Here is a 14,894-nt window from a genome sequence, read left to right as displayed (position 1 = left end):
AGTCAGTCATGCCGGTCGAGTTCATCGGCTTCATCACCAACAACAATGCCTCCGAGACCATCGTGCGCGCCGGCCCGGTGCTCGATCCGCCCTATATCGAGACGGTGACCAAGGCGCATGAGCTCGCCGGCTTCGATCGCGCGCTGCTGGCGTTCCACTCCACCACGCCGGATGCGTTGCAGGTCGCGCAGCATGTCCTGACCATCACCAAGCAGCTCAAGGTGATGATCGCGCAGCGCCCGGGCTTCACCGCGCCGACGCTGCTGGCGCGCCAGCTCGCAACGCTGGATCAATTCTATGGCGGCCGCGTCTCGCTGCACGTCATCACCGGCGGCAATGCGATCGAGCTGCGCCAGGACGGCAATACGCTCGACGACAAGGACGAGCGCTACGCCCGCACCAGCGAATTCCTCGACGTGGTGCGGTTGGAATGGACCAGCGAGAAGCCGTTCAACTACAGCGGCAAGTATTACAATGTCGAGAACGGCTTCTCGCAGGTGAAGCCGTTGCAGAAGGGCGGCATCTACACCTTCGTCGGCGGCGGCTCGGACGCCGCGGTCGAGGTCGCAGGCAAGCACGCCGATACTTTCGCGCTGTGGGGCGAGTCCTACGCGCAGGTGCGCGACGTCACCGCGCGGGTGCGCGCGGCAGCGGCCAGGCACGGAAGGCCGACGCCGCGCTTCAGCCTGTCGGTGCGGCCGATCCTCGCCGACACCGAGGAGAAGGCGTGGGCGAGGGCGGAGCATATCCTCGAGCGCGCCACCGCGCTGCAGGACCAGACCGGCTATCGCCGGCCTAACCACGCCACCGACGGCGCCAAGCGGCTGCTGGCGCTCGCCGATCAGGGCACGCGCATCGACAAGCGGCTGTGGACCGAGATCGCCAAACTGACGGGCGCCAACAGCAACACCACCGCGCTGGTCGGCGCGCCCGAGCAGGTTGCCGAGGTGTTCGGCGATTATTACGATCTCGGCGTCAGCCACTTCCTGATCCGCGGCTTCGATCCTTTGGTCGATGCGATCGACTATGGCCGGGCGCTGATACCGCTGACCCGCAAGCTGATCGAAGCGCGGGACCGGCAGCGGGGGATTGCCGCCGAATGATCCGTCTCATTGTTGCGGCAGCGCTTGCGCTCGCCGCCGTCGATGGCGCCGCCGCGCAGACCACATTGCGCGTCGGCGACCAGAAGGGCAATTCGCAGGCCGTGATGGAAGCGGCCGGTGTGCTCAAGGACGTCCCCTACAAGATCGAGTGGAAGGAGTTCGCCGCAGCCGCGCCGCTGCTGGAGGCGCTTGGGGCGGGCGCGATCGATACCGGCCTGGTCGGCGACGCTCCGTTCACCTTCGCGGCCGCCGCCAAAATTCCGGTCAAGGCGATCGCGGCGGTGCGGCAGTCGCGCGACGGGCTCGCGGTCCTGGTGCCGGAGAATTCCGCGATCAAGAGCTTCGACGATTTGCGCGGCAAGAAGATCGCGACCGGCCGCGGCTCGATCGGCCATCAGCTGATCCTGGCCGCGCTGGAATCCAAGGGTTGGCAGGCGAGCGACGTGCAGATCGTGTTCCTCGCGCCGTCGGATGCCAAGGTCGCCTACACGCAGGGCGCGGTCGACGCCTGGTCGACCTGGGAGCCCTATGTCAGCCAGGAAGAGGTGCTGTTCAAGTCGCGCCGCGTCATCACGGCGGACGGCATCACGCCCGGCCTCGGCTTCCAGGTCGCAACGCCCGATGCGATCAAGGACAAGCGCGCCCAATTGGAGGATTTCGTGTGCCGGCTTGCCGCGGCGCGCGCCTGGTCGCAGCACAATGTCGAGGGCTACGCCGCGACCTGGGGCAGGCTGATGAATATCCCGCCCGCGGTGCCGCTGAACTGGCTGACGCGGGCCAGGATCCGCATCGCACCGATCGACGACAGCGTGGTGGCCGACGAGCAGAAGACCATCGACCTCTACGACCGCTGGGGCCTGATCCGGCAGAAGATCAACGCGGCCGACATCGTCGACCGGTCGTTTGGTGCGGCCGTGGAGAAGGGCGCGGGGCTGTAGGCAATTTGCAAGCGACACCAGCGTCGTCCTGGCTTTTCGCCAGGACGACGGGCGCTTGCATGACTTCGGAATAATGGAAATGTATCCTTGATTTGCCCGACGTGTCAAGCGGCTCAGTCGAAGGCCGGCAGTTGCCAGCCCCTTTGCATGGGGTTGTTTTCGATATTTTGCCAGCGCAGCCGCGGCGGCCTTGCAAGCGGGAGATGTGGACCATCTGCGCGGAAGCGATTTGACGTCGCATCACTGCACCGCTAACGAACCCGTGATCTCAAAAACATCCATTCGTCCACAGGCTGTCGCGCGGCAAGGATTTTCCCCGTTTGGCACATTCCAAAACCGCAACGTTGCTATTTTCGCCGCGGCCTTGCCACTGCGCCCGGCGCCGCCAAGATCAAAAGCACGAACAATCGAGTCCGGGAGATCACCATGGGCCTTCAACAAACTCGCATCGAGTCGCTACCGTTTGTGACCGCTGAACTGAATTATCTCGCGCCGACGCCGGGCAAGCCCCGGACCTACGCCTTCGATCCGCCGCCCGGCGAGCCCAAATCCACCGCGCTGCCCGAAGCCCACAACGTTCCGATCTTTGACGGACGTCTGATCGCCGACAGCTTCTCGCTCGATCGCGAGGGCTTTGCGCTGGTCAAGCATCCGACCAGCGTGAAGGACTATTACGACGACAACGAAGTCCGCAACGTCTACTATCCCGCCGTCGAAGCCTTCCTGAAGGCGACGCTGAAGGCGGATCGTGTTTTCATCTTCGATCACACCGTGCGCAAGCGCGTCGAGGGCGCGGCGGATATTCGCGGCGGGGGACCGCGCCAGCCGGCGACCCGCGTCCATGTCGACCAGACCGCCGCCTCGGGCCGCAACCGGGTGTTCGAGCACCTGCCCGACGAGGCCGAGCAACTCATCAAGGGTCGCGTCCAGGTGATCAATCTGTGGCGCCCGATCCGCGGCCCGTTGCGCGATTCACCGCTTGCGATGGCCGACGGCACCACGATCGCGCCGGAGGATCTGATCGCCTCCGACCTGATCTATCCGAACCGCAGCGGCGAGACCTATTCGGTGAAGTACAATCCGAACCACCGCTGGTTCTACATTCCCGAGATGACGCCGGACGAGGCGATCCTGCTGAAATGCTACGACTCGGCGACCGACGGCCGCACGCGGTTCGGGCCGCACACGGCGTTTGTCGATCCCACCACGCCCGCGGACGCCGCGCCGCGCGAGAGCATCGAGCTGCGCACGCTGGTGTTCCATAAGCAGTAGGGGACGCGCTTCCCATAAATTCGTCATGCCGGGACAAGCCCGGCCATGACGGTGCGTGGAGCGCAGAAGGTCGCCTGCCCTCAAACTTGGCACCATCCGCCCAATAATGTTACGCCCGTCGCCAAACCGCTCGGGGAAGAGGCGATTCGTGGACGGCGTGGTGACGAAGGAAGAGGCGGGGATCGGGTTCCGCGCCCTTGTGCTTGCGCTTCTGGCATTGGCCTCCGGCCACATGCTGTCGACACTGCTGCGGACCATCCCGGCGATCAGCCTCGATCTGATGGCGTCGGATTTCGGCACCTCGCCGCAGGCGCTGGCGAGCCTCACCTCGATCTATCATTTCTCCTTTGCGGCCTCGCAAATCCCGGTCGGCGCCGCGATGGATCGCTTCGGCGTGCGGCCGGTGTCGCTGAGCCTGCTCGCCGGGACCGTGATCGGAACGCTGGTCTCGGCGCTGGCGACGGGGCCCGCGAGCTTCGTGCTGGGCCAGCTGATGCTCGGCGTCGCCACGTCGGGCATGCTGATGTGCCCGATGACGCTCGCGGCCAAGCAGATGTCGGCGGCGAAGTTCGGCCTGTGGTCCGGTCTGATCCTCTCGATCGGCAATATCGGCATGCTGCTGTCGGCAAGCCCGCTGGCCTTCGTGGTCGATCAGTTCGGCTGGCGCGCCGGCTTCTGGGTTTCGGCCGGCTTCGGCATTGTGGTGCTGATCGCGGTGTTCGCGCTGGTGCCGCGGCAGCCCGCCGCGCATGCGGATGATTCCTCGCCGCTGCACCAGATGGCCGAGGTGCTCCGGCTCGGCATGTCGCGTGGCCTGCGCGGCCTGATCGCGCTGTCGCTGGTGTCGCTCGGCGCGTCGCTGACCTTGCGCGGCTTGTGGGGCGGGCCGTGGCTGATGGACGAGAAAGGGCTGAGCCGAATCGAGGCCGGCAATGTGCTCGGCCTGTTCACGCTGGCGATGATCGTTGGCCCGGCCTGCATCGGCGCGTTCGATCGCAAGTTCGGGCACCGCCGCGCCATGGTGGCGCTGACGCACGCCATCGCCGCGCTGCTGCTCGTTCTGATGGCGGCCGGTGCACCGCATTTCCCGGTCTCGAACCTGTTCGGCGTTGCCGTGATGCCGACGCAATATGACCTGGTGCTGTTGATCCTGATCGGGCTCGCGACGTCGGCGCAGCCGCTGATCTACGGCATGACGCGGCAGCTCGTCGCCGCCCAGAACACCGGCAAGGCGCTGTCGTCGGTGAACCTCGCGTTCTTCCTCGGCGCGGCGCTGCTGCAGTCCAGCACCGCCGGCGTCGCCGCGCTGTTCGGGCTGCCGGCGGTGCTGCTGTTCATCGCCGGCGCACTGGCGATCGGGATCGTGCTGTTCTTGGTCTACACCAGGCCCTAGCGTTCCGTTCCGATCAGATCGTCTGCGCCTGCTTGCGAATCTCGTTGGCGAGCGGCCGCAGGGAATCGCCCCCGCGGGGCCCCACCAGGGAGTAGCCCGTTCCGCCGTCAGCCCACGAGAAGCCCGCGACGTCGCCACCCGAATGCGCGGCCATCGGCGCGTTCTGGTCCGACGTCATCGGGCGGGTGAGAACCACAAGCCGCTCGCCGCGATCGTCGTCGTACATGAACATGGCCGCAGGACCATGTGCGGTCGGCACTACCCGTCCGCCCATCAAGCGATATCCCGACTTGGTGAGGTCCGGCAGCTTGACCGGTTGATGCAACCGGTTGGAGATCCATTGCACAAGCTCGGTGCTGTCGCGCAGCTCGACCGGCCGCGTGCGATCGGAGGCGTACACTCTGTAGGAATCGCTGGCCTCCTCTGCGAGTGCCACAATTCCGCCGGCCGGTGCCTGTGTCGCGCCACGGATCACCCATCCGCCGAGGCCGCCGATCGAGAGCATCAGCATCGCCGCGATGGCCCAGCGCAACGACGAGGGGCGGCGGCGCGGACTCTCGATCATCCTGGCGAGATTGAGCTGTGGCGGCAGCGGCTCCTCGGCGATCGGCAGCAGCGCCGATCGCAAAAGATTACGCTCATCGGAGTAGGCGGCGATGCGTTTGGCCACGTCCGGATGCTTGTCCAGATAGGCTCGGACTTCGGCCTCGCGTTCCGATTCGAGCGCGCGATCGACATAGGCATGCAGATCGTCTTCTGTAATGGGTCGGTTGCTCATGTCTTGTTCCGCAATTGCACGACATTATGATCCAGGTCGCCGGGCGTCCCTTCCAGTTCGTGATGCAGCCGCTCGCGGGCGCGCGCGAGGCGTGACATCACCGTGCCAATTGGCACGCCGAGCACCTTCGCGGCATCGGCATAGGACAAATCCTCGACGCCGACGAGCAGCAGCACTGCGCGCTGGTCATGCGGAAGCTTGGCGAGCTTCGCCATGACGTCGCGATACATCACCTTGTGCTCCTGCGCCGCTTCCTGACCGAATGCATCCTCGTTGGTTTCGTCGATCGCGACATGAACGCCGCGCACCGTTGCGCGGCGAAACTGGTTGATGGCGAGATTATGCAGGATCGCGAACAGCCACGGCCGCGGATTGTCCGACCGCCGCTGCTCCCAGTGGATGACGGCGCGTTCCAGGCAGTCCTGCACCAGGTCGTCGGCCGCCGCCTGATCGCGGACCAGGGCCCGCGCATACCGCCGCAAGGCGGGTATCAGCGGCTCGACCAGGTGCAGCATGTCGCTCATGGCGCTTGTACCTGGACGACCGCTCCGAGCTTCGCCGGTTCGCCGGATGCGATGACGAGGTAGCGCCGCTCGGTCCTGGCCGCGCTCTGCACGATCTGCCGGATCGGACCGGCCGCGTTGACGATCGCGGAGCCGGCCGGATTGGTCATGAAGGCTGCCAGCGGCTCCACCATGCCGCCGCCGTCGGCGTGTTCGGCCAATCCCAGCACGTAGCGCTGCTTCGGCTCGAGCCCGGTCACGGAAGCCTGCAGCACCTGGATCAGCCCCTGATCGAACAGCGAGACGCTGGTCGGGGGCTTCTCGCCCTTGGCTTCCTTTTTCGGTGCGAGCGCGAGGTGAGCGGCCTGGCCGGCGACGCCGAGGGCTTGCAGGTTCTGGCGGTCATCCGGATTTGGCGCGGCGTTCGGCACATAGACGATCGCCTGCGGCGCCTGGCCGATCGGGATGTTGGCGATCACCTTGTTGGTCGCGGTGTCGATCGCGGCCAGCGCGTCGGCATTTTCGAGACCGATATAGATCCGCGTGCCGTCGCCGGACGGCCAGACGCCGTGCGGCAGATTGCCGACGGGGATGGTCGCGACTTGCGAGAAATCATCGGTTCGGAACACCTTGACCTCATTGGTGCCGCCGATGGTCACATAGGCGAAGGTCCCTTTGGCGGTCTTCGCGAAATTAACGTGGTTGGTGATCGGGCCGGTGTCGATGGTCTTGATCAGGTTGAAGGGCGGCTTGGCGTTGAACACCTGCGTCCTGCCGACATCCTTCAGCGTGAACCACACCTGGTCGCCATCCGGGGTCGCCGCGATGTTCGGACAGAACGGGCTTTCCTGCTTCACCTTCGCGACGATCTGATGGTCTGCGACCGAGACCACATCGGTCTCCGGATTGAACGACGAACAAATGTAGCCGTACTTGCCGTCGGGCGAGAAGATCTGCATGCCCGGTCCTGCGGGCACCTCGATGCGCATCGTTTCCTTGAAGCTCTGCGCGTCGATGACCGAGATGTAATTCTCGCCGCGCACGGTGACCCAGACTTCCTTGCCGTCGGGCGTGAAGAACGCCTCGTGCGGCGAGCGTCCGACATAGGTGACGTGCTTGACCGAGTTGGTTGCCGTGTCGATGAAGCTCACCGAGTTCGAACCGATCGAGACCACGGCGAGCGTGCGGTGGTCGGGCGAATAGCCCATGCCGTGGACCAGTACCTGCCCCTTGTAGAGCGGACTGAAATTGCCCGGCTGCGGGTCGCCGAGCCGGATCACGCCGAGCAGCTTGTTGTCGACCGGGTCGGTGACCGACACCGTGTTCGAGAACTGCTCGGCGGCGTAGACGCGGTCGTGATGGCTGACCGGAATGTCGGGCACAGACGCAGCGCCCGGCGCCTGGCCGGCGAAGGCGGAGCTCGACATCGCCAGCACGGTCGTGGCCAGCAGGCTTTTCAGGATATGACGGTTCATCGCTCCAAACTCCTAGTTCTTCATTCCGTGGGACATGTTCATATGATCGTGAGCGGCGGCGGGCGCCGGGCCCGGCTGCGTCGGGGCGGGCGCGGACGCCGTGACCGGATCGCCGATCGCGAGCTTCATGGCGTCGATCTCCTGCCGTTGCTCGACGATGATTTCCTGCGCGATCCGGCGCAGCTGCTCGTTCTTGCCGTAGCGGAGTTCGATCACCGCCATGTCGATCGCGCCCTGATGATGCGGCGCCATCATCGCGACGAAGTCGCGATCGATATCGCCGCTCGGCTTGGCCGCCATGTCATTCATCATCTTGGTCATCGCCGCATCGTTCTCGGCGAGGAAGGCGCTCTCTTCGGCCGACTGCGCCGTCGGTGCCGGTTGGTGCGCCTCTTGCGCAAGCGCTACTGGGGAGAGAACAACGGCAAACAGCACACGCGCGCCGAGCAGCGCGGCACCGATGCCGGGTCTGAAGAATCGCAGGATCATCACGTTCACCCTGAAAGTTAGCTGGCACGGGTGGGACGCGGGGCGGCGAATTCTATTCCGTAGGAGGGGCGAAGATTCATGTCGATCACGAATTACTGAACGACGGAATAAATTCTTCGACCCCGCGCCGCGGTTTGCGATCTCGAAGCGTCTGGTTATAAGAGGGAATTCCGGTTTCGGTTGACCGGTTCCTCGATCCTCCCTGCGCCACCCGGGCGCCCACAAGGGCAAAAATGTCCGCCAAGATCGATCCGATCACCCGCTCTGTCGTTCAGCACCGCCTATCGTCGATCGTGAAGGAGATGGGCGAAGCGATGCTTCGCACCTCCTATTCGCAGATCCTCAATTCCAGCCGCGATTTTTCGCTGGCGATTTGCGACACCAACGGGCGGCTGATCGCGCAGGCCGACCACATTCCGGTTCATGTCGGCGCCTTGCCCTGGGCGACACTGGCGGTCGAGGAGCGCTTCAAGGATGTCGCGCCCGGCGACGTCATCCTGCTCAACGATCCCTATCAGGGCGGCAGCCATCTGCCCGATCTCACCGCCTTCGTGCCGGTGTTCGACGGGGGAAAAAGGCTGCTCTGGACCATCGTGCGCGCGCATCAGAGCGACATCGGCGGCGCGACCCACGGCGCCTACAATCCGGCCGCCACCGAGATCTATCAGGAAGGCATTCGCATTCCGCCGATCAAGCTCTACGAGGCCGGCAAGCCGCGCGAGGATCTGCTCGATCTGCTGGCCTTGAACATCCGCAACCCCAGAGAATTCCGCGGCGACCTCGCGGCAATGCTCGGGGCCGCGCATCTCGGCGAACGCCGCGTCTCCAAACTGTTCAGCGAGTTCGGCGCGGAGACGGTCGAAGCCGCGATCGAGGCGATCTTGGACGCGACCGAGCAGCAGACCCGCGCCGTGGTGTCGAGCTGGAAGGACGGCGTGTTCTATGGCGAGGCGCTGCTCGACGATGACGGCCACGGCCGCACCGACATCAAGATCGCCGCCAAGGTGACGAAGAAGGGCAGTGACGTCGAGGTCGATCTCACCGGCTCCGATCCGCAGTCGACCAGCTTCGTCAATTCCTCACACGCTAACATGCAGGCGGCGGTCGCGATGGCCTTTGCCTATCTGATCGACGCCGACATTCCCAAGAACACCGGCGGGCTGCGGCCGCTGAAGGTGGTGGCGAAGCAGGGCACGATCGTCTGGGCCGATCCTGGCCGCCCCGTCACCCTGTGCACCAGCCATCCCTCCAACGAGATCGTCGAGGCGATCATCAAGGCGATGTCGGCGTCCTGTCCGGACCGCGTGATGGGCGGGTGGGGGCGCCGCTTCCGCATCGCGATCCAGGGCGAAGACCCGCGCAACGGACGCAATTTCATCTGGCACATGTTCCAGGCCCGGCCCGGCGGCGGCGCCTCAATCGGCGGCGACGGCTATTCCTCGATCGGCGAGTGGCACACGGTCGGTGGCCTGAAGTTCGGCAGCATCGAGGTCGCCGAAGTGCGCTTTCCCCTGCATTTCCGCCAGCATGAGTTTCGGCCGGACTCCGGCGGCGACGGCCAGCATCGCGGCGGCCTTGGCGTCGCGCTCGACATGGTGCTGGAGACGCAAAAGCCCGCCAAGGGCAACACCGCCGGCGACGGCGCGCGCCACGGCCCCTGCGGCATGCTCGGCGGCAAGGACGGCGAGCCGCATCATTACCAGCTGCTCTCGGAAGGCCGCGCGCCGCGCGTGCTGAAGACGAAAGAAGTCGGCATCGAGCTGCGCCCCGGCGATTGCCTCGAGATCCGGTCCTCCGGCGGCGGCGGCTGGGGCCCGCCCGAGAAGCGCTCGGCGGAAGCGCGGGCGCGCGATCTTGCGCAAGGTTTGGTTTCCAAAGTGGTGTAGGCAGCGATGTATACGATTGGGGTCGACGTCGGCGGCACTTACACCGACCTGGTTGCAACTGACAAAACCGGGCGCACGGTTTTCGCGAAATCGCCGTCCACGCCGGCCGATCAGTCGATCGGCGTCATGGCGGGACTGGAAGAGCTGGCGCGCCGCCTCGGCGTCACGCGCGCGGCGATGCTCGCCGCGACCGACCGCCTGGTGCACGGCACGACGGTTGCGACCAATGCGCTGCTCGAGCGCAAGGGCGCGAAGGTTGCGCTCTTGACCACCGAGGGACACCGCGATGTCGTCGAGATGCGCGAAGGGCTGAAGCCGGATCGCTACGATCTGCGCACGCCGCCGCCGGAGCCGCTGGTGCCGCGCGAGCGCCGCTTTGGCGTGCGCGAGCGGCTGAAGGCCGATGGCCGCGCCGCGGTTGCGCTCGATGCTACAGCGCTCGGCGATGTCATCGCCGAGGTGAAACGTTCGGGTGCGAATTCGGTCGCGGTCTGCTTTCTGCACGCCTATCTCAACCCGGCGCATGAGCTTGCCGCCGCCGAGCAGCTTGCCAAGGAGCTGCCTGACGTCAGCGTGTCGCGTTCAAGCGACGTGCTGCCGCAGATCAAGGAATATGAGCGCGTCTCGACCACCATCGTGAACGCCTATGTCGCGCCGACGGTGCGGCGCTATCTCACCAATCTGGAGCGCAGCCTCGCGGAAGCCGGCTTTGCGGGCTCGCTGTTCGTGGTGCTGTCGCATGGCGGCATGGCGCCGGTGGAGGAAGCCTCGCGGCTCGCCGCGGGCACCGTGCTGTCGGGGCCGGCCGGCGGCATTTCCGGCAGCCGCCGCTGCGCGGATCTTCTCGGAATTCCCGATCTCGTGCCGTTCGACATGGGCGGCACCTCGACCGACATCTCGCTGATCGCAGACGGCCAGGCCTCGCTGTCGGCCGACGGCATGCTCGCCGGCCAGCGCATTGCGCTGCGCAGCCTCGATATCGCCAGCATCGCCGCCGGCGGCGGCTCGATTGCGAGCGTCGACGGCGGCCGCACGCTGCGGGTCGGGCCGGAGAGCGCGGGCTCGGTGCCGGGGCCGGCCTGCTACGGCAATGGCGGCCTGGCTGCCACCGTCACCGATGCCAATGTCGTGCTCGGCTATCTCGATGCCGCGGCCTTCATGGGCGGCGCGCGGCCGCTTGATCGTGCAGCATCGGAAACCGCGGTGGACCGGATCGCCGTGGCCCTCGAGCTGTCGCGGATCGAGGCCGCCGCCGGCATCTACAAGATGATCAATCTGAAGATGGCCGACGGCATCCGCCTGATGACGCTGCGCCGCGGCGTCGATCCCCGCAAATTCGCGCTGCTCAGCTTCGGCGGCGCCGCCGGCATGCACGCCGCCGAAGTCGCGCGCGAACTCGAGATCAAGCGCATCATCGTGCCGACGGTCGCCTCCGTCCTATCGGCCTGGGGCATGCTGACCAGCGATCTGCGCTACGAGGTCAGCCGCACCCATTACGGCACGGGCCGGGTTTCCGCCGATGAGGTGAGGGCGCTGTTCGCCGGGCTGGAGGCGCAGGCGGCGGGCCGGCTGCGCGACTGGTTCAAGGGCGACATCGCGATCGAGCGCTCGGCCGAGATGCGCTATGGCGAGCAGGTGTTCGAGATCGACGTGCCGCTCGGCGAGCTCGATCTCGGCGCCGCCGACCTGGTGGCGCAGATCGAGGAGCGCTTCCATCGCCGCCACGAGGAACTCTACACCTATGTCTCGCGCGGCCAGGAGGTGGTGTTCGTCAACGCCCGCGTCGCTGCGGTCGGCAAGGTGGCGCGCGGCAGCAGTGATGCCGGAACGGCCAGCTCGGCTGCGCCCTGCGCGCCGCGCGGCAAGCGGCAGGCCTGGTTCGGTGCCTGGCGCGAGGTGCCGGTCTATGCGCTCGACGATCTCAAGCCAGGCCAAGCGCTGGCCGGTCCCGCGATCATTGAGGCTGAAACCACGACCGTCCTGGTCGACAGCGGCGACCGCGTCGCCGTCAACCCGCTCGGCTGGCTCGACATAACATTGCGCTGATCGCCATGCGGGAACTGCGCTCCCCCTCCCGCTTGCGGGGGAGGGTTGGGGTGGGGGTCTTGCCGCAAAACGACTCTCTCTATGTGGAAGCAGCTCCCACCCGGATCACATCTTCGATGCGATCCGACCTCCCCCGCAAGCGGGGAAGGCAAGAAGAGTATCGGTCCGCCATCAACATTTCATTTTTCCGGCATTGGCTTGGGCGATAAACTCCGCTCGCTCGGGAGGAGCGCCGGCCAGCCGCCGGCGTTTGTGGCGATGTTGATGCGAACAAAAAGACAAACTGCGCTTTCGATATCCCTCGTCCTCGCAGCAATGCTCGCGGCGGCGCCGTTGCGCGCGCAGCAGGCGCAGACGGCGTCCGGCAACGAGATCCGCATCGGCAACGTCATGCCCTACACCGGACCGCTCGCCGCGTTCGCGACCATCGGGCGGGCGGAGGCGGCCTATTTCGACATGGTCAACGAGCATGGCGGCATCAACGGCCGCAAGGTCAGGTTCGTCTCGGTCGATGACAGCTCCAATCCGAAGACTGCGATGGAGCAGACCCGCGATCTCGTCGAGAAGCAGGACGTGCTGTTGATGTTCGGCTCGTTCGGTACGCCGAGCAATCTCGCGGTCCGGAAGTACCTCAACGAGAACAAGGTGCCGCAGCTGTTCGTCGCCTCCGGCGACGAGGCGTGGGCGCATCCTGTGACCTTTCCCTGGACCATGGGCTGGCAGCCGACCTTCCGCGCCGAGGGGCGGATCTACGCCAATTACATCCAGGCGGCCTATCCCTCGCGCAAGATCGCGGTGCTCTGGCAGAACGATCAGTTCGGCCGCGACCTGTTCAAGGGATTGCAGGAAGGGCTCGGCGACACCGCCGGCATGATCGTCGCCGATCTCGCCTTCGACGCATCGGAGACCGCGATCCAGAACCAGATCGGAATTTTGAAGAACTCCGGCGCCGACATCCTGGTGTTCGACGGCGCGCCGGCGATCGCGGCGCGCGCGATCCGCGTCGCCGCTGATCTCGACTGGCATCCGGTGTTCATCCTCGACAACGCGTCGGCCTCGATCGCCAGCGCCTTGCGCCCGGCGGGCCTGCAGAATTCGCTCGGCGTGATCTCGACCTCGTTCCTCAAGGATGCCGGGGATGCCTCCTGGAAGGACGATCCGCAGATCAAGGCGTGGCTCGCCTTCATGGACAAGTATTACCCCGACGGCGACAAGGACGACATCTACGCCGTGTTCGGCTACGCCGCCGCGGATACGCTGATGCAGGTGCTGCGCCAGTGCGGCGACGATTTGTCGCGCGAGAACATCATGCGGCAGGCCGCGTCGCTGAAGGACTACCAGAGCCCGATCGCGCTGCCGGGGATCGTGATCAACACCGGGCCGAAGGATTTCCGCCCGATCAAGCAGATGCGGCTGGTGCAGTTCGACGGCAACGCCTGGCAGCCGATCGGCGACGTGATCGAGAGCGCGTTCACGGCGGTGCGCGAGGATAATTGAGGGCACCCAGCTGGCGTTATGCGTCGTCGTCCCGGCCTTCGCCGGGACGACGATGGGTAAGGGCCGGCGCAACAACCGCCTACTTCTTCAGCCCGTAATTCAACAACCCGCCCTTGTTCTTTGGCGGGTGCGCGCGCAGGCCTTCCTCGTTCGGCTCGGTGCCCCAGCCCGGCCGATCCGGGATCACGAGATGGCCGTCGACGAATTCAGGCACGTGGGTGAACAGGTCGTGGTCCCAGGCCAGCCGATCGATGTCGGTCTCCATGATGCGCAGGTTCGGCACCGCGGCGCAGAAATGCGCGTTCATCATGGTGCAGAGGTGGCCGTAGAAATTATGCGGCGCGACGTTGACCTCGAAATGCTCGGCGGCGGCAGCGATCTTCATCGATTGCCAGACCCCGTTCCACGGCGTGTCGATGATCGCGACATCCATCGCCTGCTCGGTGAAATAGGGCAGGAATTCGCGCAGGCCGAGCAGCGTCTCGCAGGATGAGATCGGGTGCGGGCTCTGGCGCCGGATATAGCCGAGCGCCTGCGGGTTGAAGGTGTCGATCTCGACCCAGAACATGTCCATCTTCTCGATGGCGCGCAGGATTTTGAGATAGCCCTCGGTCTTGGCGTTGAAGTTGAGGTCGAGCAGAAGATCGACATCCGGCCCCGCGCCGTCGCGGATCGCCTCCAGGTGCATGCAGAGATTGCGCAGGACAGTGCGGTCGATATTGATCTCGGGCTGGAACGGCGAGCCGAAGCCGGGGCGCCAGCCTTGCGGCTTGCCGTCGGTATAGACGAAGATGTTGGTCTTCATCGCCGTGAATTTCTTCTCGCGCACTTCGGCCCCGATCGCCTTGACGCCGTCGAGATCTGTGATTGCCGGCTTGTACCAGTCGGGGTGATTGATGCGCCAGGTCGCGCAATGCGACCAGTAGACCCGCACGCGGTCGCGGATCTTGCCGCCGAGCAGGTCGTAGCAGGGCACGCCGAGCGCCTTGGCCTTGACGTCGAGCAGCGCGTTCTCGATCGCGCCGAGCGCCAGCGCCACCACGCCGCCGGCTGCGGGGCGCGTCGCGGCGAACAGCTCGACATAGATCCGCTCGTGCTCGAACGCATTCTTGCCGATCACCCGCGCCGACAGCCGCTCGATTGCCGCCGTCACACCGGGAGCGCCGAAGCCCTCGTCATATTCGCTCCAGCCGACCAGCCCGTCCGTCGTCGTCACCTTGACGAAGTGATAATTCCGCCAGCCGGCATCGCAGGCGAGCGTCTCGACGCTTTTGATTGTGGTTGATTTGCGCATGGTTTCCTGCCCGGCTGTTGTTGCTGTTGGGTTCAACAACGGATCGGCGAGGGCGTCAATTCGCGTCAGGGCAAGGCGACAATGCACGCAGGTTGGTGCAGGCTATATTTTCGCGCGGCCGTATTCTCAAACCGTCATCCTGAGGAGCGCGGAACGCGCGTCTCGAAGGATGAATGGCCCCGCTCGTGGCCGTCGACCCTTCGAGACGCCGCTTCGCGGC

General features: G+C 65.7%; 12 protein-coding genes. 7 read left to right on the top strand and 5 right to left on the bottom strand.

All coding sequences use genetic code 11. The annotated features are described in order from the left end of the window. Positions 1-8 precede the first annotated feature (8 nt). From E2I15_RS10825 to E2I15_RS10810, 4 genes are all read left to right on the top strand, one after another. Positions 9-1,103 (top strand): LLM class flavin-dependent oxidoreductase, encoded by a 1,095-nt coding sequence (locus E2I15_RS10825; protein ID WP_137477164.1) that lies wholly within the window; start codon positions 9-11, stop codon positions 1,101-1,103. Beyond that, positions 1,100-2,041, top strand: a complete 942-nt coding sequence (locus E2I15_RS10820) for an ABC transporter substrate-binding protein (protein ID WP_137477163.1) — start codon at positions 1,100-1,102, stop codon at positions 2,039-2,041. Before E2I15_RS10825 ends, E2I15_RS10820 begins: the two co-directional genes overlap by 4 nt. Before the next feature lie 426 nt (positions 2,042-2,467). Beyond that, the gene (locus E2I15_RS10815; protein ID WP_137477162.1) at positions 2,468-3,313 is read left to right on the top strand and encodes a CmcJ/NvfI family oxidoreductase; all 846 of its coding nucleotides are present in this window, start codon (positions 2,468-2,470) and stop codon (positions 3,311-3,313) included. A 157-nt stretch (positions 3,314-3,470) separates the two neighbouring features. Continuing rightward, on the top strand, positions 3,471-4,706 hold the full coding sequence (locus E2I15_RS10810; RefSeq protein ID WP_137477354.1) for an MFS transporter: 1,236 nt from the start codon (positions 3,471-3,473) through the stop codon (positions 4,704-4,706). A gap of 13 nt (positions 4,707-4,719) precedes the next feature. Here E2I15_RS10810 and E2I15_RS10805 read toward each other — a convergent pair whose 3' ends face one another. From E2I15_RS10805 to E2I15_RS10790, 4 genes are read right to left on the bottom strand one after another with little or no spacing between them, the layout of a single operon-like run. Next, the gene (locus tag E2I15_RS10805) at positions 4,720-5,484 is read right to left on the bottom strand and encodes an anti-sigma factor family protein (protein WP_137477161.1); all 765 of its coding nucleotides are present in this window, start codon (positions 5,482-5,484) and stop codon (positions 4,720-4,722) included. Beyond that, entirely contained in the window at positions 5,481-6,008 is a 528-nt protein-coding gene (locus E2I15_RS10800; protein WP_137477160.1) for an RNA polymerase sigma factor, read from the bottom strand. Before E2I15_RS10800 ends, E2I15_RS10805 begins: the two co-directional genes overlap by 4 nt. Continuing rightward, entirely contained in the window at positions 6,005-7,462 is a 1,458-nt protein-coding gene (locus E2I15_RS10795) for a YncE family protein (protein WP_137477159.1), read from the bottom strand. Before E2I15_RS10795 ends, E2I15_RS10800 begins: the two co-directional genes overlap by 4 nt. A gap of 12 nt (positions 7,463-7,474) precedes the next feature. Then, entirely contained in the window at positions 7,475-7,951 is a 477-nt protein-coding gene (locus E2I15_RS10790; protein WP_137477158.1) for a DUF305 domain-containing protein, read from the bottom strand. Between the two features lie 233 nt (positions 7,952-8,184). Here E2I15_RS10790 and E2I15_RS10785 point away from each other — a divergent pair, with 233 nt between their 5' ends. The 3 genes from E2I15_RS10785 to E2I15_RS10775 all read left to right on the top strand — a co-directional run bounded on the left by E2I15_RS10785 (position 8,185) and on the right by E2I15_RS10775 (position 13,380). Then, on the top strand, positions 8,185-9,837 hold the full coding sequence (locus E2I15_RS10785; RefSeq protein ID WP_137477157.1) for a hydantoinase B/oxoprolinase family protein: 1,653 nt from the start codon (positions 8,185-8,187) through the stop codon (positions 9,835-9,837). Between the two features lie 6 nt (positions 9,838-9,843). Beyond that, complete coding sequence (locus tag E2I15_RS10780; RefSeq protein ID WP_137477156.1) at positions 9,844-11,883, top strand: hydantoinase/oxoprolinase family protein; 2,040 nt, start codon at positions 9,844-9,846, stop codon at positions 11,881-11,883. Positions 11,884-12,147: 264 nt separating this feature from the next. Next, a complete protein-coding gene (locus tag E2I15_RS10775; protein ID WP_422109814.1) occupies positions 12,148-13,380 on the top strand; it encodes an ABC transporter substrate-binding protein in 1,233 nt (410 codons plus the stop codon). Positions 13,381-13,459: 79 nt separating this feature from the next. Here E2I15_RS10775 and E2I15_RS10770 read toward each other — a convergent pair whose 3' ends face one another. Continuing rightward, positions 13,460-14,674: a mandelate racemase/muconate lactonizing enzyme family protein gene (locus E2I15_RS10770; RefSeq protein WP_137477154.1), complete on the bottom strand. Its 1,215-nt coding sequence runs from the start codon at positions 14,672-14,674 to the stop codon at positions 13,460-13,462. Positions 14,675-14,894: the final 220 nt, after the last annotated feature.

This window comes from Bradyrhizobium sp. BR2003 (assembly GCF_009720285.1).
Classification (GTDB): Bacteria; Pseudomonadota; Alphaproteobacteria; order Rhizobiales; family Xanthobacteraceae; genus Bradyrhizobium; species Bradyrhizobium elkanii.
Note: the sequence above shows the minus strand (reverse complement) of the source record. Positions and strands in the feature narration are given on the sequence as shown.